Here is a 26,764-nt window from a genome sequence, read left to right on the forward strand (position 1 = left end):
CTATCTCGTTAACTTATTATATTCTAAGATAAAACCATTAAAAAGAGCTAAATAATTGACATTCGGCATGACACTTAACTTGTGATAGGTATCCATAACCTTCATTCCAAACTCCGTTATTTTAACTCTTAACAATGCGTCTAAATCTGTCTGTCTTACTAACTTTTGCCTCAAGATTAAGTATAAAACCTTAAGTGCATCAGATGCTTGCTTTTCATTAACACTAATTAAACTAGCACAGAGGTGACCGGAGGACAAACTTTGAGCCCAGTCTTTTCTAAATTGTAGCAGTTGCTTGTATCGTTCGCTTTCTAGCGCTAGAGCCAACTCCAATGGGCCTCCCATCACAGGTAGGCACCAGGTCACGTCAGTTGCAGAATCAGACTCTTTCGATAACCAAACTTTGATCTCCTCCATAGATGGCGTTTCAAAGTGGACTCGCAGACAGCGACTCTTGATCGTCGCCATGAGTCTGGCTGGGGTATCTGACTGCAATAGCAGTAGAGTCTCTTTTCCAGGCTCTTCCAGTGTTTTTAACAACGCATTGGCCGATGCCTGGTTTAGCTTCTCACTATGATAGATCACCGCGACTCTTCGGCCGCCTTGCTGCGATGTCATCGTCAGTTTTTGACACAGCTCTCGTATCTGATCAACCTTAATCTGATTCCCGTCGGCGATGATTCGATAGAGATCCGGATGAGTATTCCCATCCAGTAACTGACAAGCCTTACAAAAACCACAGGCTCCTAGTTCACTCGGACTCTGACACAGAGCAGCTTTCGCCAGTGCAAGCGTTAACTCCTCGCCGCCATAGCCTTTATGTACACCCACCAGGTAGGCATGGCCTAACAATCCGGACGTTATCTGTTGACTAAAATCACTTACCGGAGCCCCAAGCCAGGAGATATTTTGCATTACCAGTCCTGAGTCTGTAACAGAGCAAGGATGTCTTTATGCACCTCGGCCATAGTCTGACCGGCATCGATAACGGCAATAGTGTCATCGTCTTCAGCAAAAGCTAAGAAAGTAGCCCTGGCTCGTTCGAAAAAATTCAGCGCCTGCTTCTCTATTCTATCTAATTCGCCTCGACTGGCTGCACGCTTTAATCCTTGTGCAGGGTCAATATCTAAATAGATGGTTAAATCTGGCTTAAAGTCGCCTAATGTCGCTTTGCTCACAACTTGAACTAAGGACATGAGACCGCGCCCCCCACCTTGGTAGGCCAGTGATGAAAGATTGTGCCTGTCGCCCAGCACCCAAGAACCACTGTTAAGAGCAGGCTTTATCACATTAGCAACCAATTGCGCTCTGGCAGCATAAAGCAATAGGCACTCGGCTTCATCACACAAAGGATCCGTTTCATCGGCAACCTTAATCAGATCTCTCATACGTTCGGCGAGTGGTGTCCCACCGGGCTCACGGGTACACACGGGCACTTGACCCGTATGCTTCTCGATAAAATCACCAACAAGCGATATCGCGCTAGATTTGCCTGCGCCTTCTAATCCTTCGATAACAATAAATTTGCTGTTGTTTTCTCTGTTCATCGATTTCTCTGATATTTATTTACGGCACGATTGTGCTCGATTAAGGTTCTTGAAAACACATGACTACCATCATTTTTAGACACAAAATACAGATAATTTACATCGGCAGGTTGCGCCGCAGCAATAAGAGATGCCCCGCTAGGTGCCGCTATGGGAGTCGGCGTCAAACCATTGATTCTGTAAGTGTTAAAAGGCGTCTGTTCACGTAACGCTTTACGTGTGATATTGCCCTGATAACTGTCCCCCATGCCATATATCACAGTAGGATCAGTTTGTAGACGCATGCCCTTGTTGAGTCGATTGGCAAACACGGCGGAGATCCATGGGCGCTCACTGGCTTTACCCGTTTCTTTTTCTATAATGGATGCCATGATCAACAATTCATAGGCAGATTTAAGTGGCAGGTCTTCCGCTCGTTGAGCCCAAGCTTTCTTTAGCTCTTGCTGCATTTTATTGTAACTCTGCAGCACGATTGAATGGATGTTATCACCAGCGACATAATGATAGGTATCAGGGTAAAACTTACCTTCAGGTAATCCTGAGTCATCACCGTTGTCACTCAAGACCTGAGTAAAAACACCTTCATCATATTCGCTGTGGGGTAAAGCTTGGAGTATTTGGGTCCACTCCTTGATATTTTGCCCTTCAATTAAGGTCACGCTAAAGACCTTTTCTTCACCTTTGACTAATTTGGTGAGTAACTCATCCACAGATTCACCTGGGTGCAGCTCATAAAATCCGGAGCGGATCTTGGCCAATTCAGGTTTTAACTTAACCAGAGCCTTTAATTTCCAGCCTTCGCTAATGATCTGTCTTTGCTCTAATGTTGAAACTAAGTATGAGAAAGAGGTGCCCCTTTTCAACACTAGCTCCTGTGGTTCTGTCATATTTAAGGGCGAAAGACTAAAATCCATAACCGTTTTATAGCCCCAAATACCCAGCCCTCCAGCAAGAGTGAGTAAGGCAAAGCAGCTAGCTGTTAGTGTAATTATTACTTTTTTCATAATGTAAGGTGTAGAGCCCGTCTTATCTCGTGAGTGAAATCGGCATGAGTAAAGTGAATATCATCGACATTATTGATATCCAGTATACCGACTAAGCTATTGGTCATAAATACATGTTGGTAACGGCACAAATGTGAATAGGCGATAGGACGAGCTTCAACATCATACCCAGCCTCGATCAGCGCATAGATGACTTGCTCTCGCATCACTCCGGCCACACCAGAGTGCGATATTGAAGGAGTGACAACATGCTTATCCGCGACAAAAAATAAATTCGCCATGGAAGACTCGACAATATTATCCAGACCATCGATCACTAACCAATCTTCATAGCCAACTAGCAAAGTTTCCGATTTAATCAACACCTGCTCGAGACGATTGAGATGTTTTATCCCTGCGAGTCTCGGTTGCTGAGACAGCTTGATCGGTGAACATGTGAGGGATATGCCGGTTTGTTGCCAAATTGAATAGTGACTAGGAATAGCATGAAGCGAAATAACCTCAGTTATCACACAGGTCTCGGGTGCGGCGTAACCTCGCCCTCCAGTGCCGCGACTCAACAACAGCTTTAAACAGCCTGTTACTTCAGTCTTAGCCAAGTGTTTAAGCTGTGTTACTAGGTTCAGGGAAGGAGACCAAGAAAACCCCAGACGTTTCGCTCCTTGCGTTAACCTTTCGAGGTGCGCCGATAAGAAAGCAATCTTGCCTTGTACTATTCGCATCGTCGCGAAAAGTCCGTCACCATAAGCTAAGCCGCGATCTAAGGGGGCTATGTGACCATAAAACTCGCCATTGACCCAAACTTTAGCTGGTCGTTCAGTCATATGTTTGCCATCTATTAACCATCCACACCTATGCTTGCCTTACCATTACAGCGCCGTGTTTACTTAGCTTGACTAATTACGCTTACCGTTAGACCGCTAAGATCAATAAAAGGCGCAGTATGATCCTAGAATACAGGAAAATGGTCGCCAAGTTTAACGTCAACACTGACTCCACTGGCGTTTATATGTTTAAACTTACCAGGAATAAATAAGATGCAGGGTCAGTCTTAAAACGAGCTATTTGTCTAAAAGGTGTTGAATTCTAGTCTTCAAAATATCGGTCGCGATACGGTTCTTACCGCCACGAGGCACGATAATGTCGGCATGTTGTTTAGACGGCTCGATAAACTGCAGAAACATAGGACGAACAGTCTCTGTATATTGAGACATCACAGACTCCATGGTGCGACCACGCTCGGCAACGTCACGCTTCAAACGACGCATAAAACAGATGTCCAGTGGTGTATCCATAAACACACTGGCATCCATCAAGTCGCGTAAATTAGGGTCGGTAAGCAATAAGATCCCTTCTAAGATGATCACCTTTTTCGGTGTCATTTTAAGCGTCTCATCCATACGCGTATGCTCGCTGTAGCTGTACATAGGGATCTCAACCGCTTCACCGGACTTCAATGCTTTGAGATGACGACACAAGTGCTCGTGATCTAACGCCTTGGGATGATCGTAATTAGTCAGTACCCGCTCATCCATAGATAAGTGGCTCTGATCGTTATAATAAGCATCTTCGGCGATGACTCCGATTTGATCTGTGCCTAGATCTCGACACAGCTCCTCATAGATAGTTTTTGCAATTAAACTTTTACCCGAGGCCGAGGCCCCTGCGATACCTATGATGACACACTGAGAATTCATGCTAAAACCTTATTCGTCTTCTGAAATACTGATTGATACACTAGATGTAACTTTGGTGAGCGCCAATTGTGCACCGACTTTACGAGCAACCTCACGATAGATAGCCGAAACATCACTATCGGGATCGGCAACGACCGTTGGCACGCCTTTATCTACATCTTCACGTATGTTGAGCTTAAGTGGTAACTCACCTAATAAGGGGACATGGTAACGCTCGGCCATCTTGCTGCCGCCATGACTGCCAAATGGATGTTCCTTGTGACCACACTCACTGCAAACATGAAAACTCATGTTCTCGACAATACCCAGTACAGGAATATTGACCTTCTGGAACATGTTGATGCCTTTTTTTGCATCGGCTAAGGCAATATCCTGGGGAGTCGTAACGATAACGGCACCAGTAACGGGTACCTTCTGCGACAGCGTGAGCTGGATATCGCCCGTTCCCGGCGGCATATCGATAATTAAGTAATCGAGTTCAGGCCACTGTGTCTCATTGAGAAGCTGAGCGAGTGCGCCAGCCGCCATTGGACCACGCCATACAGCGGCCTCTTCTTGGCCAAGCATAAATCCAATCGATTGCGCCACAATGCCATGAGCCTCTGCAGCCGTCATCATCTTACCGTCGGGAGACACAGGTTTAAAATCGCTAACGCCCAACATCAAAGGAATAGAAGGCCCATAAATATCGGCATCTAAAATGCCCACCTTGGCACCTTCAGCGGCTAGTGCTAAAGCTAAGTTAACTGAGGTCGTCGATTTACCCACACCACCTTTACCTGATGCTACCGCAATCACTTGCTTCACATTCGCAAGTGGTTCAACGGCACCGATAGCGGAGATAGCAGCCGGCTGGAAATCGATTTCACACTCGACTTCATCGATAGCATCTAACACGGCTAACTTCTTGGTTATGGCCATCACAGTATCGCGATATTGAGTCATACATGGGTAAGGGTATACAAGGCCGAGAAGCAGTCGCTTACCCTCTATGTCGAGTTTGTTAACACACCCGGCACTGACTAAACCTTGTGCTAAATATGGATCTTGATAAGCGTCTAAGATGGCCAAAACAGGCCCGAGAAGATCGTCACTGAGACGATACTGCTGAGAAGCTGAAGACAAAAGTGCTACCCCCTATAAATAATTTGCCCAAGTGTACCAGAATCAGGGTAAATATTCGTGTAGATTTAACCCACTTAAATCACCTTTTAATGAAACTCTCAGAAGGATCGGTTAGTATCTATGCCATTCTTTATGGGCCCTTAACTGATTTTGAGACAAGATGGCAAATTCACAACGTAAAATCCTAGTCACCAGTGCACTTCCTTACGCTAATGGACCTATTCATTTGGGCCATATGCTCGAATATATCCAGACTGATATCTGGTCACGATTCCAAAAGCTTCGTGGCCACGAGTGTCACTATATCTGTGCAGATGATGCCCATGGCACGCCGATCATGCTCAAGGCTCAACAGCTAGGCATAGAGCCAGAAGAGATGATTGCTCAAGTAAATAAAGAGCATCAACAGGATTTTGCTGACTTCAATATTCAGTTCGACAATTTCCACAGCACCCACAGCGTTGAAAACCGTGAATTAGCCAGTGAGATATACCTCAAATTGCGCGACTCAGGTTACATTAAAACGCGCACTATCTCTCAGTTGTTCGATCCTGAAAAGTCTATGTTCTTACCCGATCGTTTCGTAAAAGGCACTTGCCCTAAGTGTAAGAGCGAAGATCAGTACGGTGATAACTGCGACAACTGTGGCGCAACCTACAGTCCGACGGACATGATTAACCCCAAGTCTGCCGTTTCAGGTGCTACGCCAATCATGAAAGACTCCGAGCACTTCTTCTTCGACCTGCCCGCTTTTGAAGGCATGCTCAAAGAATGGACCCGCTCAGGCGCCTTGCAAGAAGAAATTGCTAACAAGCTAAATGAATGGTTCGAACAAGGCCTGCAACAGTGGGATATCAGCCGTGATGCGCCTTATTTTGGTTTCGAAATTCCAGATGCGCCGGGTAAATATTTTTACGTCTGGCTAGATGCACCTATCGGTTACATGGGCTCATTTAAAAACCTGTGTGATAGACGTGAAGACTTAAACTTCGATGACTTCTGGGCAAAAGACTCAACCGCCGAGGTTTACCACTTCATAGGCAAAGATATAGTCAACTTCCACAGTTTATTCTGGCCAGCCATGTTAGAAGGTGCGGGATACCGTAAGCCGAACAATGTCTTTGCTCATGGTTATGTGACGGTCAATGGCGCTAAGATGTCAAAGTCTAAAGGCACCTTCATCAAGGCTCGTACTTATCTCGATAACTTAGATCCTGAGTATCTACGTTACTATTATGCCGCTAAACTGAGCAACCGCATCGACGATCTCGATCTTAACCTCGAAGATTTCGCTCAGCGTGTCAACTCAGATCTAGTGGGTAAACTCGTCAACTTAGCATCACGTACCGCAGGTTTTATCAGTAAACGCTTCGATGGAAAACTGGCTAAGGTTGCCGACACGAGTCTGGAGCAAGCCTTCTTAGGTAAGCAAGACACTATTGCTGAGCTCTACGAGGGTCGTGAATTCGGTAAGGCCATGCGTGAGATCATGGCACTGGCCGATATGGCTAATGCTTATGTCGCTGAAGCGGCACCTTGGCAGCTGATCAAGCAAGAAGATAAGCAAGAGGAAGCCCATCAGGTTTGCTCTAACGCACTTAACTTGTTCCGTATCCTTGTGACTTACCTCAAGCCTGTACTGCCCAAATTAGCAGACGATGTTGAGGCCTTCCTGCAGTTCCCTATTACTTGGGATAACTTGAATGCCGATCTTGCAGGACACGAGATAGCCAAATTTAAAGCCCTGATGCAAAGGGTTGATATGAAAAGTATCGAAGCTATCATAGAAGCGTCTAAAGATAATTTGCTTGCTACGACCGATGCGCCGAAGAAATCCGATAGTGTAGCAACAGCAAGTAAAGCGGAGTCTAATGCTGCACTAGCGAGTGGCAACCACTTAGAAAGCGATCCAATCTCGGAAGAGATAAGCTTCGAAGATTTTGCCAAAATCGACCTGCGTATCGCTCGTATCGCAAAAGCTGAGCATGTCCCCGAAGCGAATAAGCTACTTAAACTTCAGCTGGATTTAGGCGGCGAGACTAAACAAGTATTTGCCGGAATAAAGTCAGCCTATTCTCCTGAAGAGTTGGAAGGCAAACTAACCGTGGTGGTGGCCAATCTGGCACCACGTAAGATGCGTTTTGGCATGTCAGAAGGCATGGTACTGGCAGCAGGCCCTGGTGGTAAAGATCTGTGGATCTTAGAGCCACATGAAGGTGCCCAGCCAGGTATGCGGGTTAAGTAAACTTAACGCCATGTCCAAAAAAGGCCGCACTCAGTGCGGCCTTTTTGTTTTATCTGTCTTGTCCTGGAATGAACTTCTACCAGTAGGGCTTACTCTATCGGCAGTTTACTATCACTGCCCCACTCAGCCCAAGATCCGTCATAAAGGACATTGCGCTGATAACCCGCCTCTACCGACGCCAAAATCAAGATACAGGCGGTGATACCTGAGCCACAGCTGAAAATGCGCTGAATGTCTTGCTCATTTGCAAGCCCAGTAAAAACCCGTTGCAGTTCCTCAGTGCTTTTTAGGCAATGACCATCTAAGACTTGAGAAAAAGGCAAATTGACCGAGTTTGGTATATGGCCGCTACGTACGCCTTCTCTTGGCTCAGGTGCTGTTCCAGAGAAACGCGCCGCGCCCCGAGCATCAAAAATGCTGACTTGTTTATCTGACAGCTTATCGAGCAGGTAACTTGACTCACATACCCAAGTATCTTGCACTTCAAGCCTAAGCTGACAGGGACGATTTATAACAGAATTTATAACAGAATCGGCTAAAGTTGAATCCGCTCTATCTGAAGGTGAAAAACGATGAGCAGTCGCTCTGCCTTCGGCTAACCATTGGGGTAACCCCCCATTGAGCACATAGACATTAATAAATCCCATCACCTTAAAAATCCACCAGGCTCGAGGAGATGAGTAAATGCCTTGATTGTCATAAATAACCACCAAACTTTCCTGAGAGATCCCTAAGCCAGAGGTAATTTCAATAAACTGCTGTGCTGTTGGGAATGCATGGGTTTGGTTCGATGTCAGATCGCAAAGTTCATTTTCAAGATCGAGTTTCTTAGCACCAGGAATACAGCTGAATGTGTCATAGATGATAGGTGATTTACCTACGACCTTTTCCATGCTCGCATCGAGTAAAATGAGCTTATCATTATCCAAGTTTTGTTCGAGCCACTGTGTTGTGACCAGTGGGGGATTAGTACATTGTTTCATTTAACTCTTCTTTTATCTAATCTGAGCAGTAAACAGATATCCGAATGGATGTCTGAGCGATAAATTGTGCCTTTAGATAAACGCATCAACTTGACCAAGAGCCATATGCAACAAAGGGAACGGCTTACCTTGACTATCAGTTGATGAACGCCCCACACGCTTAAAACCAATATGTTGGTAAAAGCCTAAGGCTTGAGGGTTTTGTTCGTTGACATCCACCTTGGTTGCGCCCTGATACTTAACCGCATATGCTACCAGTGCAGTGCCTACGCCGCTGCCCATATTATCAGGCGCGATGAAGAGCATCTCAATATTACCATCGGCAACCCCACAAAACCCCAGGATGTTCCCGGCGATGTCTTTGACGCAGCGTAAATCGACGGCATCGAAATAGTGAGCCAAAATTAATGGCTTCAAAGCAGCAATATCTTGCTCACTCAAGAAGTCATGGCTCTGACGCACCGAGGCCTCCCAAACCCTTAGGAGTTCTTCATGGTCAGTGTTAGTAACAAGCTCTATTTTCATGGTACTATTGGAACATAGAGTATTTAATCTCTTCATATCATTACATCTTCATCTGAACCAGCTCTGATACTTCTAAGGAGCCATCAATGTCAAGAAAGGGACAAGCTTTCGCATGGCCCAACGCCTCCTCCATGGATTCAACTTGAATAAGCGTAAACCCTGACATACCCGTTATACCACCACTGGTCACCGAGCCATCAGGGTTAACGGTATGAACCTGTTTCAAAGGATTTGCAGGACTCAGCGCTGCACTTCCCAGTGAAGCTAACCAGGCCTTATACTTTTCAAAATGCTGCTTACCCTCTTCAGGTGTCGCTGGCTGATTTCCGCCAAGATAGCTGATCATATACTGAGGCATATCGAACTCCTTCCATGAACGTTAAGCTACTCACTCTAGTATAAAAAGCATCAAAGAAAAAGCGGCCAGACCCACTCATTTCACAATCTAAAAGCACTTAAATACCCCGAGGCCGAACACGAGTCTTCAAACTGAGTTCTTCGATTGATAGTGGTTGCAAAATATATAGGGCTCTACCACAGCATCAGTAAATAATCAGTCAGACCAATGAAAAAAAGAGCGACCAAGTAAGTAGATCCCTTCATGGAGTCCACGAAGGGGAACCCTAAAAATATCGGTGAATAGAAAGACAACCACTGCAGAAAGCTGTACAGGTTTGACACCCTGAACTAAAAAGCATGACGCCAAAACCTGTCACAGCTTTAATTCCCTATTGAACAGGGACTCCAGAGGCCTGCCATGCGCCTGTGTTATACAATGGCACGGTTGATAAGGCATGCTTATGGCTGCCTTCCGTCTCTTTGGTTGAATATGAAAGGTACAATAACGTTTGGTTTTCGGCATCGTATATTCGGCGCACTTTCAATGATTTAAACAAAATGCTCAATGATTGTTTAAAGATGATTTCACCATTCTTACTCTTATCTATGCCCGCAATATCTTGCGCCGATATCGGCCCTGTCTGACGACAAGATATGCTCATATCCGATGGATCCGCTAGACTCAGATTTGCTTCTATGCGGCTAATATGGCAAGTGACACCTGGGAGTTTTGGATCGTGACGGGCATCGATAATCACATCTTTAGTGGTAAACAAGCCCAGACTAACCTTGCCGACATCATCGCCGCCACAAGCTGTTAAACCAAACAAAATAAATCCTGCTGCTATTAATTTTCCAGACGCTTTGATGAGTGGAGTACCAAACTGATTTCCAATTTTCATTTTTTCTCCTCTTTAAATACTCTTTGTGCCCAGCGAGTTAATCCTGCCGTAACACTGCCGAAGTGATCGCCCACCACTATGGGGATCTCCGGATGCAAGCCCGCTATTTTATCGTAGATGGCCGGGCTCCTGGCGGTACCGCCAGTCACATAAATTACATCCGGTGACACACCAGCGACATTAAGTGCTTGCTGCATCAAGGCCTGTATTTTGGCACTGGGCACGGCAATCGCCTCACGAAATAATTCTCGACTCACAGGGGCATTAAGCTGTGGACAGATATAATCTAAATTTGAAGTAATCAAATCAGCATCTGTTAACCCAATCTTGGCTCGCTCAGCACTACGGACAATACGATAACCTAACTGCTCTTGCTGAACCTTGAGTAACCTTTTAAGTAACTCTGGTTTTTCGGCATCTTGAATCAATTCTTCAATCAATTTCCGCGAACTCAGAGAAACAAAGTCACGCTGGGCGCTAATATCATTGACTGCTACGGCATTCCAGAATGGTTTACTCGGCACAGGAAGGCCGTTAACCATGTGGCAGCCTAAACCTAGGTGCCTCATGAAAGCTTTCATCGATAACGCGATATCTAAATCATTACCGCCTACTCTTTGCCCGCTGTGACCTAAGAAATCCTGACTACGTTGACTCGCATTTATATGTGATGGTCCCATTCGCACCACAGAGCAATCTGTGGTTCCGCCACCAACATCAACCACCAGCACAACTTTATCTTCAGTGAGGTTCGCCTCATAATCCATGCCAGCGGCCAGAGGTTCAAACAGAAAATCGACATCGGTAAATCCGGCACGTTTAGCCGCGAGTCTTAATATGGACTCGGCCTGTAGATTGCTTTCCTCACCACCTATGGCCTGAAAATTAACAGGCCTGCCAATAACGGCATGGGTTATCACACCTTTATTATTGAGCCCTGTATCCGACTCGGCGATCGACTTTACATGTAGCATCATCATGGTGACGATATCTTCAAACAATGCCACCTGATCGACTCTCAGTCCACTGGCACCCAAAAATGATTTTGGCGAACGGACATAAAATCCCTCTTCGGGCATGTCTAAGTAAGCCTTGACTGCTTGTTCGCCAACAAATACCGCTTGCTCATCCCTATCGAGATCTAATTCACGACGCGCTTGTTGTGCTCGGCTAAACTGAGCACCACGTAATTTAGCAAAATCGGCTCTTAAATGCTGCGGCATCTGTTGGTACACAGCTTCGGCTATAAGCTCCCTGTCGAGCGCATAAAGCGTTGAGGTCAGATATTTGGAATCTGCCGACAAAGGTAGTAATCGTACTTCGTTTTCATCCATGACACCTATGGCACAGTTGGCACTGCCATAATCAAAACCAACAAACATTCACTCGCCCCAAAAATTTAAATGATCGGTTAAACAGTAAGAATTAACAGATAAAGATAAAAAGCCGTGAAAAATACCACAGATTGTGAGGAGTAAAAAGCGTATTTAAGCTTATCGATGAGTTTGTCAGTCATTCACCGTACTCTTGCGCATAAAATGCTAGCAAAGATGCGCTCCCAAAACAGATAACATGCACAGGCACTAAAACAGGCATCAACTTCAAGGGCGGGAAGTTAATGTTGAGCTAATAAGCTTACGGCTCTCTCACTAAACCACTCCAGTGTCAGAAGTGATTAGAAACTGTTTTCGTAAGTTTTATCATAGCAGTTATCATAATCGCCAAATTTAGGTGTGCCTATAGGTTCACCAATAAGATCGGCCAGTAGCGTCCCCGAGAGCAGAGGCGTATATTGCAGATGCCTAATCTTGATCAAATGACAATGATCGCCAGCTTCGATATACACCATATCTTCATCGATGAGTCGCTTATCTAGCATCATCTTAATGCCATAGGCTTCGGCTAACCCGGGAATAGCCCCTTTAGCACAATCATGAAACAGCACTTGTAAGTCTTGCTCATCGGCTAGCTGATACACCTCTCCCATTAACTCACTCACCTTTAATACCGATAACCTGTGACCAGAACCTATGCCTGCTAACATGTAATCGCCCTCCCCATTAACCAGCAACACGGCTTTTATGACCTGAGCACTGGGAATATGAGCCGATGCGGAGGAATCCAGCGAAGAGAGGGTCTTACGATGTTTGACGATGGAATATTCGACCTTATTGTGATTAAGAAATGATGCCAGAGTGATCGCGATACCCATATATGCCTCCTTGACCGAGTCGAGACGTTAAACCACCAACCTGCAATAAAGACAGCACCCGTTAACGTTACTTCCAAGTCAAAGTCGATGATGAATCCGTTCTTTTAGTATAGTTAAATCCGAGTCAATTCACTCATCGCAATATCATTAAGCAGACACAAATTATTTTGGCTAGACTTTACAATAATGGCTGTGAAGTTCCCTTATGATGATCCGCTTTCGAACGATAACCGAGTCTATATATGCAATACTTTCTATTGCATTGTTTTTTCTGTTATTTATTACACCTTCATCCCTCGCCATCAGCGATACTTCATCACAGACACAAACCAATACTGCACCTAAAATCCCGGTACTTACCATTAAAGGTGCCATAGGTCCCGCCATCAGCGATTACTTAACCACTGAGATGGCTATCGCAAACCGAAACGACGCGCCTCTGATCATCATTATCATAGATACTCCCGGAGGCTTAGTATCGAGTTTGCGTGACATCAATCAAGCCATACTTAACTCTCAAGTTCCCATCGCCTGCCTTGTTCATCCTGCTGGTGCCAGAGCCGCCAGTGCGGGTACTTATATCTTGTATGCTTGTCATATTGCCGCCATGGCACAGGCGACCACTCTAGGGGCCGCAACCCCCGTCAGCATAGGCGGTTCTCCCAAAGGAGCCCCTCAAGACAAGGACAATAATAAGGCAAGCTCACCCTCAGCCATGGAAAAGAAGATCCTCAATGACTCAATCGCTTATATTCGCTCTCTGGCTCAGTTGCGTAGCCGCAACGAAGAGTGGGCCGAGCTAGCAGTCAAAGAAGCCGCGACCTTAACCGCCCAGGAAGCCTTAGAGAAAAATGTTATTAATCTTATCTCAAACTCTACAGCTGACTTAATTAAACAGCTCGATGGGTGGGAGGTGGACATCAACCAGAATCCTCACCGACTTGAGCTATCAAAGGCCAAATTGACTCCAATACAGCCAGACTGGCGCAACCAATTTATAGCCACGATCACTAACCCTAATATCGCCTACATTCTCATGTTAATCGGTGTCTACGGCCTTATTCTAGAGTTTTACAGCCCAGGCATAGGCGTGGCAGGCGTCACTGGTGCTATCGCACTGGTTATCGCTATGTACGCCTTTCAGATGTTACCGGTTAATTATGCCGGTTTGCTCCTGCTCCTGTTAGGCATAGGCTTGATGATCGCCGAAGCCATGATGCCCAGTTTCGGCATTTTCGGCATCGGCGGCGTTATCGCTTTTGCATTGGGCTCAGTGTTTCTTATCGATACAAAAAATGCAGACTTTCAGATCTCCCTCCCCGTTATCGCAGCCTTCACCTGCGTCAGTGCAGGTTTTGCGATCTTCTGCCTAGGCTATCTCTGGCGTTCACGGCATAACAAGGTGGTCAGCGGTCAAGAAGCCATCGTAGGGGCTGAAGCCACAGTATTGGAAGATTTTATCGACGAAGGATTTGTCTTACTTGACGGCGAACGTTGGGCGGCGAAATCTGATAGCCCCCTACAAAAAAATCAGCTGGTTAAGGTGGAGCAGGTCGACAATTTAACCCTGATACTTGGTCGAGCAATTGACAACAAACTTGCCCCTAACTCTAGCCCTAACAAAAACATCGAAGCAGAAGGAGAAAAATAATGGATCCCATCTTGCCCAGTGGCGCCATGTTTGGCTTAGCCGTACTGGTGCTGATTTTTGCAATTATACTCAGCGCCTTTCGAATTTTAAGGGAGTATGAACGCGGGGTTATCTTCCTGCTCGGACGCTTTTACCGGGTCAAGGGCCCGGGACTAATCATAGTCATTCCCATCATCCAACAGATGGTCAGGGTCGATCTCAGAACCATAGTGATGGATGTACCAACCCAAGATGTGATCAGCAGAGACAACGTATCAGTCAGAGTCAACGCCGTGATCTATTTTCGGGTGTTGGACTCTCAAAAAGCCATTATCAATGTGGAGGACTATCTGCAAGCTACCTCCCAACTGGCTCAAACCACACTGAGATCTGTTCTTGGACAACATGAACTCGATGAGATGCTAGCCAATAGAGAGATGCTCAATACCGACATTCAGAGCATTCTCGACAGCCGTACCGACGGTTGGGGAATAAAGGTGTCTAATGTTGAAATTAAGCATGTTGATCTTAATGAAACCATGGTCAGGGCCATAGCTAGACAGGCTGAAGCCGAACGTACCAGAAGAGCCAAGGTGATTCACGCCTCAGGAGAGATGGAAGCCTCCGCTAAGCTAGTGGAAGCCGCCTGTAAACTGGCGGAAGAACCCAACGCCATCTTACTCAGATATTTGCAAACCTTAACAGAAATCGCTAGCGAAAAGAATTCGACCATACTGTTTCCTCTTCCCATGGAGTTATTACAGGGAGTCATGAAAAAAAATACCGAAGGTCAAAAAAAGAAGGCTGATGACTAATTAGGGCTTGAGCAATATCTGCAGTAAGTAGAGTCTAGCCAATAAAAAGAGGTATTAATCGCCCGATACAGGGTTAATAAGCTCGAAATGCCAATTAACTATAGCAAGTAGTAGTAACTACGCCATATTGATTTATTTTTTATTCAGTTCCAGCTGAGCTTGCTTCAAGCTCTCTTTCTCACTACGGCGTATTTGAATCACCGACTTAACGTCACTGCCGATATGAGCTTCACCACGCTTCTCGGCGAGCTGCATCTGACGTTCACGCTCTTCAAAACGCTGACGTTGCTTATCAGAGATAGAGTCGATGCAATGAGGACAGCTAACACCCTGAACATAAGCTTCGCTGGCTTTCTCACTCTCAGTGATAGGCATACGACAGGCGTTACACTGGTCATACTGACCTTTTTCCAAATCATGGTTAACCGCAACGCGATTATCGAAAACAAAGCATTCGCCTTGCCACAGACTCTCTTCCTGCTTAATTTCTTCCAGATACTTAAGCACACCGCCTTCTAGGTGATATACCTCATCGAAGCCTTGCTCTTTCAAATAAGCCGTCGACTTTTCACAACGGATCCCGCCAGTACAGAACATGGCGATCTTCTTATGTTTGCTCGGGTCTAAATTCTCTTTTACGTATGCTGGAAATTCGCGAAATGTATTTGTCTTCGGATCGACCGCATTCTTGAAGGTACCAATCTGCACCTCATATTCGTTGCGGGTATCGACTAAGATGACGTCGGGATCTGAAATTAATGCGTTCCAGTCTTGAGGCTTCACATAAGTGCCTACGACTTTAAGGGGATCTATGCCTTCGACACCCATGGTCACAATCTCTTTCTTTAATTTTACTTTGGTGCGATAAAACGGCATATCATCATCGAAAGACAGCTTATGCACGATATTGTCTAAGCCCGGCTGAGTATTCAACCAATTGAGCAGGTCATCTATAGCGTCTTGAGAACCAGCAACCGTACCATTAATGCCTTCGCTGGCCAGTAATAAGGTGCCCTTGATGTCTTTATCAATCATGACATTAAGCAAAGGCTTTTGAATAGATTCAAAATGTGGCAGAGAAACAAACTTATATAGGGCACAAACGACAACTTGGGACATATCAACCTCAAATGCTGGCAGGAGCTTAATCTCCAGCGCATCATAAATAGTAACAACCGGACTCAGGTTTGAGCCAAGTAACAAAATCGCGACGAATTCTACCTGAGTCACACTCCAAAAAACAGGTAAAAAGTAAGCTTATTCATAAAGTGCTAATTTTCACCCGCTTTCCCCTTCACCACCGTTTTATTCGTTGTTATTTCTATTCTGACGGTTAAGAATAACTGACATAAGCATTCATAAGATGAAATAACACCTATGTCTTTACCCACCCTCTATTCTTTCAGACGTTGCCCCTATGCCATGCGCGCCCGTTTAGGCATTTTACTTTCGCAGACACCTGTCTCTTTACGTGAAATAATCCTTAAACATAAACCCGAGCCCATGTTAGCCGCTTCACCTAAAGGCACAGTTCCCGTACTTATCTTGCAAGATGGCAATATTATAGATGAGAGTCTGGACATCATGCGCTGGGCACTGAGCCTGAACGATCCTCACAACCTCTTACTAGCAGACCAGCCTCAGCGGCAAGAGCAAGCTAAAGCATTAATTGATAGTAATGATAATGAGTTTAAATCTTGGTTGGATAAGTATAAATATGCCGATAGGAACCCAGAGCAGAGTGAAATTTTTTACCGCACTGAAGGCGAAAAGTTTATCGCTCAACTTGAACACTTGTTAGGGAAAAATCAGCAGCTGTTAAGCGATTCTGCCAGTATCGCCGATTTTGCCATCTTCCCGTTTATTCGCCAATTTGCCGGGGTCGACAGCACTTGGTTCAGCCAGGCTCCCTACCCAAACGTGCAAGCTTGGTTAGCCGATCACCTTGAAGGCGCAATATTTTCCAATATTATGAAGAAATATCCAACCTGGCTGGATAGCGGTGAATCTTTTCAATTTGGACAATAAATGACAGCTCCGAATTTCGACAAGCAATCAACTGGTATGGAAATTACTAAGAGGAAAATACCATGACATGGACAATTAACCCCGTTAGCCAAGTAAATTCGCCTATCACATACCTTATGAATACAAGCGAAAAGCCCAATCCCTATATGAAAGCTTGGTTTTGTGCGGGACACAGAGTTGTACTCTTATAGTTTAGCAGCAAGCTAGAGGCTGACATTTATCTACAGCGATATAAAAGCTACTTAATAACCATTGGAATTGAAGCGACTAAGAGTGCAGCCATTAACCAATTAAAGTGCATTCGCCTCTTGGCTGAATTTAGCAGTTTACGTATTGCCGCCCCAAGAAATACCCAAGTAAAAGAAGCTGGAAAGCCGACCAGATTAAATACAATCACCCCAAGAATGGCACTGAGCCAAAATGCTTCACCCGCTAAAGTAAATGCACTGCACAGTGTGATGGTAGCCATCCATGATTTAGGATTCACCCATTGAAAAAGTGCAGCCTCTCTCAGTGTCATAGGTCTGGCATCACTATCTTGTTGTTTATCACCCACACATGAAGTAGCCACCCGATAGGCGAGAAACAGCAGATAAGCGATCGAAAGATACTTAAGCACTTGATGAAATATAGGCCAGCTCTCAAATAACGCGCCTAGTCCTAATAAAATGGAGACATGTAGCGTCGTCTGCCCCACCCTGATCCCCAAAATATGGGGTAAGGTACTTTTAACGCCATAGTTTGCCCCCGATTGGGCCAACAAAATGTTGTTAGGTCCTGGTGTCATTGTCATAGTGGCACCAAATATTCCCGCCGAGATCATGAGCGCCCATAAAGATTGATCCATATTCTCTCCTGTTTATTCGTTTTTCTATTGATAGACTTATTAATCATGTGTAACTGCATGCCTACAAAACGAGATTGACTAACTCAACAATTGTTACAAACACAATTGTACGCATACAATTATTGACACAATTAAATCTAAAACGCATAATAACCATAACTAAAAATGGATCAATGGTTTTATTGTCATGGGTACAATGTGGAATCCAGACTTAGATGCCTATTTAGGGCCTAAGTACTTACGTTTATTCGATGCTATTGAAGCGGCAATAAATCGAGGTGAACTCGAGTCAGGAGTTAAACTTCCTCCTCAACGAAGGCTGGCGGATAATGTGGGGTTTACCATAGGCACAGTGACGCGCGCCTATGCATTGGCTGAGCAAAAGGGTCTGGTTGAGGCTAGGGTTGGTGCTGGCACCTTTGTCAAACCACAATTTAAACCGGCAAGTGCACAGCAGCAGGCGAACTTTGCCACCTGTCAGCAACCTTTGACCAATCAGATAGGGGCTCTTAGTGACGCCTTAACGCAACTTGCCAAAGACCCACACAAGCTCAGTGTGTTACTTGGCTATCACCCCAATCCATTGCCTGAGCAGCAATTTGTATTCCATCAGTGGTTATCTAAACGCGGAATAACCCAATCCAGTGAAGACCTACTCTTTACTCATGGCGCCCAGCAAGGCATATATGTCACTCTTAACGGCTTACTTAAACCCGGTGATACTCTGCTTCATGAGGCGAACTGTTATCCGGGGATCAGGTTAGCCGCCCAGCAACTAGGGGTTCACAACATAGGCGTGCCCTTAACTCATGATGGGCTCGATCTGGAAGCGCTTGCTCAGTTAGTCGTTGAACATCAACCTAAAATCATCTACCTGACACTGAATAATCAAAATCCAACCTGCATCCAATATAGCGATGCCCAAAGAGAAACCCTACTCCACCTGGCTCAGCAACATGACTTTTATATTATCGAAGATGATGTGAATTACTGTTTACCCCAAGAGTGGAAAGCACCGCTATGGAACCTTGCTCTGACTAAAAAAAGTAGCTCAGCCCCCCAGAGGGTGATCTACCTCTCCAGTTTGTCTAAATTATTCTCTGGTGGATTGAGACAAGGTTTCCTATTGATCCCCGAACAGCTCAGGCCACAGATTAAACTTGCGCTCCATAGCCAATGTTGGATGATCTCACCACTGAACATCGAGCTGGCGACTAAGCTTATCACTACAAAATCGTTGATGGGTGACAGAGAAAAGCTCATCGCCCAGCGGCAAGCAATGTGTATAGACATGAGTGAAAGGCTGGGACTTAAAAACAGATGGCGTGGACTCACTGGTTGGTTACAGCTCAAGTCACCGGTAAAGGCCCATCATGTAGTGACCTCTTTGGCGTCCAGTGGGATCTTGATCCGCAACGGCGACGATTTTGACAATCACGATAACTATATTCGATTGAGCATTGGTGGTGCCAGTAGCAATGTCGAGTTTGAAGCCTCATTGCTCGCAATTGAATCTTGTATCTTAAACTTGACTCAAAATGCCTATTCAATCATGTGAAGTCCTCCTTAATGGAAACATGGAGAGATACTTTACAGACACTAATGCTAGGCTGCATTTAGTTACAATTATCTATGCTTAAACTAAACTTAAATTCAGGTTAGTCATGGCTAATTTTAGTGATTAGTCGTACAATAATTCTTCTCTCAGATAACGGTCCTCAAGCTAGTTATCGATATCAAGAATATTCAACTAAATCTATGCGATTAACGTTCTGATAAACGGTTTCTACACGGAACTGTTTCATCGTACTTTTCATAGCACTTTGCTATAGCAGTAGGCTCACCGATGGTTTTCCGTCGAACCGAATAATTTGCTGTTATTGTGCAAAATGCGCAAGAAGAGTAGCCCGGTTTCCTAGTCTAAATTTAGCCATCTAACTTGATAGTAATCATCTGTGCCTATTTAGGGCTCATTCTCACTGAATTAAAGAGGTATTAGTGAAAACGGCATCCAACCAAACAAGCCCGACAACAAACCCTGCAGTCAATTTAAACCTTGTTATCTTGATCCCCATGTTGTCAGCGATAATCGCAATCACACCTTTAGCTATCGATCTTTACCTGCCCGCCATGGCGACAATTGCCGCGAGTTTCCATACCGATATCACTATGGTGCAGCAGTCACTCAGCATCTATTTAGCAGGGTATGCATTAGGCATGCTCTGCTTTGGCCCCCTGGCCGATAGAATTGGCCGCCGGCCTTTGGTCATTGCGGGCCTAACCGGCTTTGCCTTAATGAGCTTTCTATTAGCCTTTGTCACCAGCATAGAGTCGTTTTTAGCCCTCAGGTTCGGTCAAGCCTTCATCGGCGCCGCGGCTACTGTCGTCGTCCCAGGTTATATCAAAGAGGTATATGGGAAAAACACGGCTAAGGGTATGTCTTATGTCAGCCTTATCATGATGCTAGCTCCATTAATTGCCCCTAGTATAGGCAGCTTAATTCTGGAGTTTGGTGAATGGCACCTTATCTTTTTCATCTTAGGTTTCTACGCGATGATCATGCTGGTTTTGGTGTTTTGGAAGTTGAAAATGCCCAGCGATACAGATTTAAGTAAGCGTAGTCAAAAGTCTTTTTTCGGGGCCTACGCCGTGGTCTTTACTAAGCCCGGAGTCAAACTGCACATTGCCAGTGGCGTATTGACCTCCTTTGCATTCTTCTGTTATCTGACGGCTTCTCCATTTGTCTATATGGAGGTTTTCGGCTTAGATAAATCCCTGTTTGCCATCTTGTTTAGCACCAATGTCGCCGCACTTATGCTGGCCAATGTCGTCAATAGCCGTATTGTCGTTCGTTATGGTTCTCGCAGAATACTCAAAGTGTCCACCTTGCTGGCTATCATCGCCGGTTCGGCCCTCTTCGCGGTAAACTGGTTGGGGATGAGCTATCATTTTACCGTGATCACCCTACTGCCATTTATGGCGTGCCTCGGCGTAATGTCTGTCAATGCTGATGCGATTGTGTTGATGCAGTTCCAGCAAGAGACAGGTACAGCCACCGCAGTCGTTGGCACTTTGAGGTTTGGTTTCGGCGCGGTAGCCGGCCCTCTATTAGCCTTGTTTTATACAGGCACAGCTGTGCCTTTCTCCGCCTTAATGCTAAGTGCGGTAGTCTTGGTCGCTTTTTGTCAGTTTTTTGCTCATCGGCGCAGCCAGAACGAGTTAACACAGGTGAATTAAGCCTGCTTATACTGTGAAATAGACCCTTATGCTCAGCCTCAGCATAAGGGCCTATTTTCCCCAACTGTGTAGATGCAAACATCTGAAAATACAGTGAATCCCATATCAACCAGAATCAACATTCTCATTCAATTCGATAAAGACTCATGAAGTTATTCTTGATTTCTTCACTAAAAATTCACTTTTTTAGCATTATCAGCATTTTTAACCGTATTTTTTCTCATAATCGGCGTTATTTTAAAAAATAACTTGAATAGATCTGCTTTTTTTATATGATGAAATTCTGTTTATTTGGAAACAGGTGTCGCGCCTTACAGGGTGAAATCAACTTTAAACCAAAAGTTATTCGACATTTCGAGAGCAAGGATCACCATCCACGCTCATTTTATTCAAGCGATTACCGTCGCTGTTGCAAGATACTGCATACCGTAGCGGTAACTTATGAGGGTTTACAAATGGAGAAGTTATCCGGCGCCAGCATGGTTGTTCGATCTCTTATCGACGAAGGCGTGAAACATATATTTGGTTATCCAGGCGGATCTGTGCTGGATATCTATGATGCCCTTCACGAAAAATCAAAAATTGAACACATTCTAGTACGTCACGAACAAGCTGCCGTACATATGGCCGATGGTTATGCTCGTTCAACCGGCGATGTAGGCGTAGTACTGGTGACATCTGGCCCAGGTGCTACCAACACCATTACAGGTATCGCCACCGCTTATACAGATTCTATCCCACTGGTCATTATATCGGGTCAGGTGCCCAGTAACTTGATTGGTAATGATGCATTCCAGGAATGTGACATGATCGGTATCTCACGCCCAGTGGTTAAACATAGCTTCCTGGTGACCGACGCTAAAGATATCCCTACTATCATCAAGAAGGCCTTCTTTATCGCTGCCAGTGGCCGCCCAGGTCCGGTTGTCGTCGATGTACCTAAAGATTGTATGAACCCTGAGATATTGTATGATTATGAATATCCTAAAGATATCAGCATGCGTTCTTATAATCCTACGACTTCGGGTCATAAAGGCCAAATCCGCCGCGGTTTACAAGCCCTACTAAAAGCCAAGAAGCCTGTACTGTATGTGGGTGGCGGCGCCATCATTTCAGAATGTGACAAACAAATTCTAGCGCTATCAGAAAAGCTCAATATTCCGGTAGTCAGTACCCTAATGGGACTCGGCGCCTTTCCGGCCAGCCATGATAACAGTCTGGGTATGCTAGGCATGCATGGTTGCTATGAAGCCAATATGGCGATGCATAATACCGATCTTATTTTCGGCATAGGTGTAAGATTCGATGATCGCACCACCAACAATGTCGAAAAGTATTGCCCTAACGCCACCATTCTACACATAGATATCGATCCATCATCTATCTCTAAGACGATCAGAGTCGATATCCCCATAGTCGGTTCAGCCGATAGCATACTCGATGAAATGTTGGCGCAATTAGCTTCAAGCGGTGATACTAATGCCAATGAAGCCGCCATCGATTTTTGGTGGAGCGAGATCAATCAATGGCGTTCGCGCAAGAGCCTGGCCTATGACACCAGTCCAGATAAGATTAAACCCCAACAAGTGATCGAAACACTGCATAAGCTCACCGATGGAGATGCCTATGTGGCATCGGACGTGGGTCAACACCAGATGTTTGCCGCACTCTATTACCCATTCGACAAACCACGTCGCTGGATAAACTCCGGCGGACTGGGCACCATGGGCTTTGGACTCCCCGCCGCTATGGGCGTGAAATTTGCCCATCCCGATGCTACCGTGCTGTGCGTCACAGGTGACGGTTCCATTCAGATGAATATTCAAGAGCTGTCGACGGCTCTTCAATACGGTATCCCGGTCAAGATCATCAACCTGAATAACCGTTTCCTCGGCATGGTGAAACAGTGGCAAGATATGATCTATTCCGGTCGTCACTCACATTCTTATATGGATTCGGTGCCCGACTTTGCCAAAATTGCGGAAGCTTATGGCCATGTAGGCATCACAATTAGCGATCCTGCTGAACTCGAATCGGGTCTGAAGAAGGCCCTGTCGATGACAGACAAGCTGGTATTTGTCGACATACATATCGATCAGACTGAGCATGTGTACCCCATGTTGATCCGTGGCGGCGCGATGAACGAGATGTGGCTGAGCAAAACGGAGAAAAGCTAATGCGTCGTATTATATCTGTATTACTGGAAAACCAACCCGGCGCCCTATCTCGCGTCGTTGGCCTATTCTCTCAACGCGGCTACAATATTGAGAGCTTAACCGTCGCCCCCACCGATGATGTGACCCTGTCTCGCCTTAACATCTGTGTGGTGGCTGATGAGGCTGTGCTTGAGCAGATTGAGAAGCAACTACATAAATTGATTGATATTTTGAAAGTTTCTAATGTAACCGAATCTGATCATATTGAGCGTGAGATAGCCTTGATAAAAGTGAAAGCCAAGGGGAATGTTCGTGATGAAATAAAGCGTACTTCTGACATTTTCCGCGGTCAAATTGTCGATATCACTGCCGAGCTTTATACTATTCAGTTAGCTGGTACATCCGACAAGCTAGATGCTTTTATCTGCGCTGTGAGTGAGGTAACTAAGGTTGTTGAAGTGTCTCGTTCCGGTGTTGTAGGATTGTCGCGCGGTGAGAAAGCAATGCGAGCTTAAGTCATAGATATTTCATAGACTTTATTTGAAAGTCGGACACTAAAAAGGGAGCTGATGCTCCCTTTTATTATGGTGAATGCCTCAAGCAATAAACGAGTACTGAGTCCAGGCAGATATTAAACTCGCTATACTTAACTTATCACCCTATTTCAATCTAGTGCAGTTATTCAGACTCAAGCACCCGTGACTTACCTATCTCAATTTTTCTTGGCTTTAATGCTTCGGGGATCTCTCTTTGCAAGTCGATATTGAGCAGGCCGTTCTCAAGATTTGCACCTGTCACTGTGACATAATCAGCCAACTGAAAAGTACGTTCGAAGCCGCGCTCTGCGATACCTTGGTAAAGATACTTACGTGTCTTGTCTTCTGCAGCTTTCGTTCCCTTAACAACTAACTTCTCACCTTCGCTGGTGATATCGAGTTCATCCATAGTAAAGCCTGCAACAGCCATGGTGATGCGATAACGATTCTCGTTAAGTAGTTCAATGTTATAGGGAGGGTAGCCTGAATTGCCTTTATTCGAAGCCGCATGCTCTGCAAGCTGGGCTAAACGATCGAAACCAATGGCACTGCGGTATAGGGGAGTAAGATCATAATTACGCATAGTTATATCCTTGTCTTAAGCAATATATTTAATTTAAGTTGGCCGACTCGACTGCTTCTGCAGTGATCTGTCGCACCAGTTTGTTAATCGTTAACTCTTATGACCCCGAAGGCATCACGCTTTAAGTTAACTCAGGAACCTCATCGAGCGTTCCATAAACTATATATGTAGGCGTATTTAAAGTTTTCAAGGGAAATGCATAAATAATTTAAATAATATTAATGAAGCTCAATCAAAGTCCATAAAAAAGGTCGCCATCGGCGACCTTCACGTTCTAATAGAGCAACTAACGATTAGTTAGTTGCTATCTCACAGCCCAATGGGCTATCTGAGTTTTCATATACGATATCGCCAACAGGGTTGTAATCGGCAGCAACTATTGAACCTTTCTCTTTAAAGAAAGTATAAAGTACTTCTGCATCAACATAACCCGTTTGCACCGGATTTAGCTCAGGATAACCGTCACCGCCCGCAGCGTTAAAACTAGGAACAGTAAATGTGTAAGAGTCAGTTGCACTAAAGTCTTTACCATTGATTTCACTAATTGCAACAGTGCTGGCAGTACAGTCGACAGCCATCTTAACACCAGTGATCTGAGCATAAGCCCCTGAACCACGTTGCATAGACGCAACAACATTTAGATACTCAGTCACTTCAGCACCAGTCATAGTACTTAGTGTGACCATGTTGCCAAACGGCTGAACGGTCAATACATCGCGATAAGTGATTTCACCCGCTTCAATTGATGCACGCACGCCACCTGAATTCATGACAGAAAAATCTGAACCCACTTTTTCACTGTGTGCCATTGCGATCAGACGACCTAAATTAGTCTGCATCCAACGAACGTCACTACGCTCACCATTAAGCAGATCATCGGTAGTCGCAATCACTTCGCCTAGCTTTTCCTGGCCTTTATCTTGATATTGCTTAAGAATTTGCTGAACAGTAAGATCTGGCTCAATCTTCTCACCCACTAGCTCTTTAACTTTATCGCCATTCTCATCACGTACAGCATCGCCATTCTCATCGACAACGGTCTGAACTAAGTTAACAGGGATTAGCTTGTAGCTAGCTAGGTGAAGTTCGTTGTTGAAGTATTCGAAATCTGCACGGCCAACATACTTGCCCCATTCATGGGCTTGCATGATATAAGTACCATTTTGCTGATCCGGTGCACATTCATCACCTGGGTTAAAGTCGGCATACTCGTCACCTTCCATACAAACAGGGTTTTGTGAGTGACCACCGATAACGGCTTGCAGTAAACCCGCTTCTAATGAGCGCGCCATCGCGACATCACCTGGTGCATTACTACCATTTTGGCCATCTGCATAATGGCCCATGTGTGTTGTTGCAAAGATAATGTCCGCTTCGTCAGCGTCATTGATCTCTTTAATGACTTTAGCAATCTCCACTTTAGGATCGGTAAAGGTCAACTCGCTAATAAACTCTGGGTTACCGATTTTAGCCGTGTCTTCCGTCGTTAGACCGATAACAGCAACGCGTAGACCATTAATATCGAATACTTTGTATGGTTCAAAATAGCGTGTCCCATCGGCTTTGTAGATGTTAGCAGCCAACATTGGAAATTCTGCTAATTCGCGCTGGATATCTAACACAGATAATGGGTTATCGAATTCATGATTACCCACAGCCATCGCATCATAACCAATAAGATTCATACCAATAAAGTCAGGCTCGGCATCTTGAAGATCTGACTCAGGCACACCTGTATTGATATCACCACCAGAAAGAAGAATGGTTTCGCCGCCATTAGACTCAACTTCGGCACGTAACTGTTCAATCAGTGTTTTACGAGCAGCCATGCCATACTCGCCATCACCGTTTTCCCAGAAACGACCATGATTATCGTTAGTGTGAAGTACGGTGAATGTTGTACATGCATCACCCGCTTCGGCACATGTCTTAGGTACCATTACATCGTCGTTGTCACTACCACAACCAGATAATGCAGCTAAAACTGCTGTCGCAACTAAACCTTTAATTAGTTTATTTGTCATTACTATCAACCCCTTGATTTTTTATAAAATATCTTTTTTGGTAACCATCATTTTTTACAAACACGGATTCTACGATCTCGCTGGCAACATCATAGCAAAGAATATTTGGCTAATGTGTCATTTTAATGAATTTATGTGACGTTAATGTTTTTAAATACAGTGATTTATATCGACAACTGTTCTCAAATAAGAACAAGCCAAACCAGAGGTTAAAGCAATTAATATAAAATGACTTTTCAAAGAATACAAACAGCGAACCTCCCCTAGATATTCAATGAGTTAGCAAGACAACCAAAAATCATTAGCCACAAAAAAACAAGAACAGTGGT

General features: G+C 44.9%; 24 protein-coding genes. 8 read left to right on the forward strand and 16 right to left on the reverse strand.

The window, feature by feature from the left end; all coding sequences use genetic code 11:
• The 6 genes from holB to apbC form a co-directional block, all read right to left on the reverse strand.
• Positions 1–915, reverse strand: a complete 915-nt coding sequence (gene holB, locus sps_RS06830) for a DNA polymerase III subunit delta' (RefSeq protein WP_077751851.1) — start codon at positions 913–915, stop codon at positions 1–3.
• Positions 915–1,547 (reverse strand): dTMP kinase, encoded by a 633-nt coding sequence (gene tmk / locus sps_RS06835; RefSeq protein ID WP_077751852.1) that lies wholly within the window; start codon positions 1,545–1,547, stop codon positions 915–917. The genes holB and tmk overlap by 1 nt, the downstream gene beginning before the upstream one ends.
• A complete protein-coding gene (gene mltG, locus sps_RS06840; protein ID WP_077751853.1) occupies positions 1,544–2,551 on the reverse strand; it encodes an endolytic transglycosylase MltG in 1,008 nt (335 codons plus the stop codon). Before mltG ends, tmk begins: the two co-directional genes overlap by 4 nt.
• The gene (gene pabC / locus sps_RS06845) at positions 2,548–3,375 is read right to left on the reverse strand and encodes an aminodeoxychorismate lyase (protein ID WP_077751854.1); all 828 of its coding nucleotides are present in this window, start codon (positions 3,373–3,375) and stop codon (positions 2,548–2,550) included. Before pabC ends, mltG begins: the two co-directional genes overlap by 4 nt.
• A gap of 237 nt (positions 3,376–3,612) precedes the next feature.
• Complete coding sequence (gene udk / locus sps_RS06850; RefSeq protein WP_077751855.1) at positions 3,613–4,248, reverse strand: uridine kinase; 636 nt, start codon at positions 4,246–4,248, stop codon at positions 3,613–3,615.
• A gap of 9 nt (positions 4,249–4,257) precedes the next feature.
• Complete coding sequence (gene apbC, locus sps_RS06855; RefSeq protein ID WP_077751856.1) at positions 4,258–5,373, reverse strand: iron-sulfur cluster carrier protein ApbC; 1,116 nt, start codon at positions 5,371–5,373, stop codon at positions 4,258–4,260.
• Between the two features lie 160 nt (positions 5,374–5,533).
• On the opposite strand from apbC, the gene metG reads away from it, so the two are divergent.
• Positions 5,534–7,618: a methionine--tRNA ligase gene (metG, locus tag sps_RS06860; protein ID WP_077751857.1), complete on the forward strand. Its 2,085-nt coding sequence runs from the start codon at positions 5,534–5,536 to the stop codon at positions 7,616–7,618.
• Positions 7,619–7,707: 89 nt separating this feature from the next.
• On the opposite strand, the gene sps_RS06865 is transcribed toward metG, so the two are convergent.
• The 6 genes from sps_RS06865 to sps_RS06890 form a co-directional block, all read right to left on the reverse strand.
• Positions 7,708–8,601: a sulfurtransferase gene (locus tag sps_RS06865; protein WP_077751858.1), complete on the reverse strand. Its 894-nt coding sequence runs from the start codon at positions 8,599–8,601 to the stop codon at positions 7,708–7,710.
• A gap of 72 nt (positions 8,602–8,673) precedes the next feature.
• The gene (locus sps_RS06870) at positions 8,674–9,126 is read right to left on the reverse strand and encodes a GNAT family N-acetyltransferase (protein WP_077751859.1); all 453 of its coding nucleotides are present in this window, start codon (positions 9,124–9,126) and stop codon (positions 8,674–8,676) included.
• A 40-nt stretch (positions 9,127–9,166) separates the two neighbouring features.
• Positions 9,167–9,484, reverse strand: a complete 318-nt coding sequence (locus sps_RS06875) for a YciI family protein (protein ID WP_077751860.1) — start codon at positions 9,482–9,484, stop codon at positions 9,167–9,169.
• A gap of 370 nt (positions 9,485–9,854) precedes the next feature.
• The gene (locus sps_RS06880) at positions 9,855–10,367 is read right to left on the reverse strand and encodes a CreA family protein (protein ID WP_237158010.1); all 513 of its coding nucleotides are present in this window, start codon (positions 10,365–10,367) and stop codon (positions 9,855–9,857) included.
• Positions 10,364–11,749 carry a molecular chaperone gene (gene yegD, locus sps_RS06885; protein WP_077751861.1) on the reverse strand — a complete coding sequence of 462 codons (1,386 nt, stop codon included), beginning with the start codon at positions 11,747–11,749 and terminating at the stop codon, positions 10,364–10,366. Before yegD ends, sps_RS06880 begins: the two co-directional genes overlap by 4 nt.
• Positions 11,750–12,042: 293 nt before the next feature.
• Entirely contained in the window at positions 12,043–12,579 is a 537-nt protein-coding gene (locus sps_RS06890) for an aminoacyl-tRNA deacylase (RefSeq protein ID WP_077751862.1), read from the reverse strand.
• Between the two features lie 205 nt (positions 12,580–12,784).
• Here sps_RS06890 and sps_RS06895 point away from each other — a divergent pair, with 205 nt between their 5' ends.
• Positions 12,785–14,230, forward strand: a complete 1,446-nt coding sequence (locus tag sps_RS06895) for an NfeD family protein (RefSeq protein WP_077751863.1) — start codon at positions 12,785–12,787, stop codon at positions 14,228–14,230.
• On the forward strand, positions 14,230–15,024 hold the full coding sequence (locus tag sps_RS06900; protein ID WP_077751864.1) for a slipin family protein: 795 nt from the start codon (positions 14,230–14,232) through the stop codon (positions 15,022–15,024). The genes sps_RS06895 and sps_RS06900 overlap by 1 nt, the downstream gene beginning before the upstream one ends.
• 132 nt (positions 15,025–15,156) lie before the next feature.
• On the opposite strand, the gene trhO is transcribed toward sps_RS06900, so the two are convergent.
• Positions 15,157–16,143: an oxygen-dependent tRNA uridine(34) hydroxylase TrhO gene (trhO, locus tag sps_RS06905; RefSeq protein WP_077755578.1), complete on the reverse strand. Its 987-nt coding sequence runs from the start codon at positions 16,141–16,143 to the stop codon at positions 15,157–15,159.
• 258 nt (positions 16,144–16,401) lie between these two features.
• Between trhO and sps_RS06910 the strand changes: the two genes are divergently transcribed.
• Positions 16,402–17,052, forward strand: coding sequence for a glutathione S-transferase (locus sps_RS06910; RefSeq protein WP_077751865.1), 651 nt, complete (start codon positions 16,402–16,404; stop codon positions 17,050–17,052).
• Positions 17,053–17,290: 238 nt separating this feature from the next.
• Here sps_RS06910 and sps_RS06915 read toward each other — a convergent pair whose 3' ends face one another.
• Positions 17,291–17,899: a LysE family translocator gene (locus sps_RS06915; RefSeq protein ID WP_077751866.1), complete on the reverse strand. Its 609-nt coding sequence runs from the start codon at positions 17,897–17,899 to the stop codon at positions 17,291–17,293.
• A 187-nt stretch (positions 17,900–18,086) separates the two neighbouring features.
• Here sps_RS06915 and sps_RS06920 point away from each other — a divergent pair, with 187 nt between their 5' ends.
• The 4 genes from sps_RS06920 (at position 18,087) to ilvN (ending at position 23,807) form a co-directional block, all read left to right on the forward strand.
• On the forward strand, positions 18,087–19,457 hold the full coding sequence (locus sps_RS06920; RefSeq protein ID WP_077751867.1) for an aminotransferase-like domain-containing protein: 1,371 nt from the start codon (positions 18,087–18,089) through the stop codon (positions 19,455–19,457).
• A 440-nt stretch (positions 19,458–19,897) separates the two neighbouring features.
• Positions 19,898–21,136: a multidrug effflux MFS transporter gene (locus sps_RS06925; RefSeq protein ID WP_077751868.1), complete on the forward strand. Its 1,239-nt coding sequence runs from the start codon at positions 19,898–19,900 to the stop codon at positions 21,134–21,136.
• A 455-nt stretch (positions 21,137–21,591) separates the two neighbouring features.
• Positions 21,592–23,313: an acetolactate synthase 3 large subunit gene (locus tag sps_RS06930; protein WP_077751869.1), complete on the forward strand. Its 1,722-nt coding sequence runs from the start codon at positions 21,592–21,594 to the stop codon at positions 23,311–23,313.
• Complete coding sequence (gene ilvN, locus sps_RS06935) at positions 23,313–23,807, forward strand: acetolactate synthase small subunit (RefSeq protein ID WP_077751870.1); 495 nt, start codon at positions 23,313–23,315, stop codon at positions 23,805–23,807. The genes sps_RS06930 and ilvN overlap by 1 nt, the downstream gene beginning before the upstream one ends.
• 163 nt (positions 23,808–23,970) lie before the next feature.
• Here ilvN and sps_RS06940 read toward each other — a convergent pair whose 3' ends face one another.
• Together sps_RS06940 and ushA are read right to left on the reverse strand one after the other, a co-directional pair.
• The gene (locus sps_RS06940) at positions 23,971–24,411 is read right to left on the reverse strand and encodes an Hsp20 family protein (RefSeq protein ID WP_077751871.1); all 441 of its coding nucleotides are present in this window, start codon (positions 24,409–24,411) and stop codon (positions 23,971–23,973) included.
• A gap of 293 nt (positions 24,412–24,704) precedes the next feature.
• A complete protein-coding gene (gene ushA / locus sps_RS06945; protein ID WP_077751872.1) occupies positions 24,705–26,435 on the reverse strand; it encodes a bifunctional UDP-sugar hydrolase/5'-nucleotidase UshA in 1,731 nt (576 codons plus the stop codon).
• Between the last annotated feature and the right edge of the window lie 329 nt (positions 26,436–26,764).

Origin of the sequence: Shewanella psychrophila, from assembly GCF_002005305.1 — a bacterium.
Lineage (GTDB): Bacteria > Pseudomonadota > Gammaproteobacteria > Enterobacterales > Shewanellaceae > Shewanella > Shewanella psychrophila.

Coding starts and splice junctions, on each gene's coding strand:
- holB (WP_077751851.1), bottom strand. CDS start 915: ATGCAAAATATCTCCTGGCTTGGGGCTCCGGTAAGTGATTTTAGTCAA.
- tmk (WP_077751852.1), bottom strand. CDS start 1,547: ATGAACAGAGAAAACAACAGCAAATTTATTGTTATCGAAGGATTAGAA.
- mltG (WP_077751853.1), bottom strand. CDS start 2,551: ATGAAAAAAGTAATAATTACACTAACAGCTAGCTGCTTTGCCTTACTC.
- pabC (WP_077751854.1), bottom strand. CDS start 3,375: ATGACTGAACGACCAGCTAAAGTTTGGGTCAATGGCGAGTTTTATGGT.
- udk (WP_077751855.1), bottom strand. CDS start 4,248: ATGAATTCTCAGTGTGTCATCATAGGTATCGCAGGGGCCTCGGCCTCG.
- metG (WP_077751857.1), top strand. CDS start 5,534: ATGGCAAATTCACAACGTAAAATCCTAGTCACCAGTGCACTTCCTTAC.
- sps_RS06865 (WP_077751858.1), bottom strand. CDS start 8,601: ATGAAACAATGTACTAATCCCCCACTGGTCACAACACAGTGGCTCGAA.
- sps_RS06870 (WP_077751859.1), bottom strand. CDS start 9,126: ATGAAAATAGAGCTTGTTACTAACACTGACCATGAAGAACTCCTAAGG.
- sps_RS06875 (WP_077751860.1), bottom strand. CDS start 9,484: ATGCCTCAGTATATGATCAGCTATCTTGGCGGAAATCAGCCAGCGACA.
- sps_RS06880 (WP_237158010.1), bottom strand. CDS start 10,367: ATGAAAATTGGAAATCAGTTTGGTACTCCACTCATCAAAGCGTCTGGA.
- yegD (WP_077751861.1), bottom strand. CDS start 11,749: ATGTTTGTTGGTTTTGATTATGGCAGTGCCAACTGTGCCATAGGTGTC.
- sps_RS06890 (WP_077751862.1), bottom strand. CDS start 12,579: ATGGGTATCGCGATCACTCTGGCATCATTTCTTAATCACAATAAGGTC.
- sps_RS06895 (WP_077751863.1), top strand. CDS start 12,785: ATGATGATCCGCTTTCGAACGATAACCGAGTCTATATATGCAATACTT.
- sps_RS06900 (WP_077751864.1), top strand. CDS start 14,230: ATGGATCCCATCTTGCCCAGTGGCGCCATGTTTGGCTTAGCCGTACTG.
- trhO (WP_077755578.1), bottom strand. CDS start 16,143: ATGTCCCAAGTTGTCGTTTGTGCCCTATATAAGTTTGTTTCTCTGCCA.
- sps_RS06910 (WP_077751865.1), top strand. CDS start 16,402: ATGTCTTTACCCACCCTCTATTCTTTCAGACGTTGCCCCTATGCCATG.
- sps_RS06915 (WP_077751866.1), bottom strand. CDS start 17,899: ATGGATCAATCTTTATGGGCGCTCATGATCTCGGCGGGAATATTTGGT.
- sps_RS06920 (WP_077751867.1), top strand. CDS start 18,087: ATGGGTACAATGTGGAATCCAGACTTAGATGCCTATTTAGGGCCTAAG.
- sps_RS06930 (WP_077751869.1), top strand. CDS start 21,592: ATGGAGAAGTTATCCGGCGCCAGCATGGTTGTTCGATCTCTTATCGAC.
- ilvN (WP_077751870.1), top strand. CDS start 23,313: ATGCGTCGTATTATATCTGTATTACTGGAAAACCAACCCGGCGCCCTA.
- sps_RS06940 (WP_077751871.1), bottom strand. CDS start 24,411: ATGCGTAATTATGATCTTACTCCCCTATACCGCAGTGCCATTGGTTTC.
- ushA (WP_077751872.1), bottom strand. CDS start 26,435: ATGACAAATAAACTAATTAAAGGTTTAGTTGCGACAGCAGTTTTAGCT.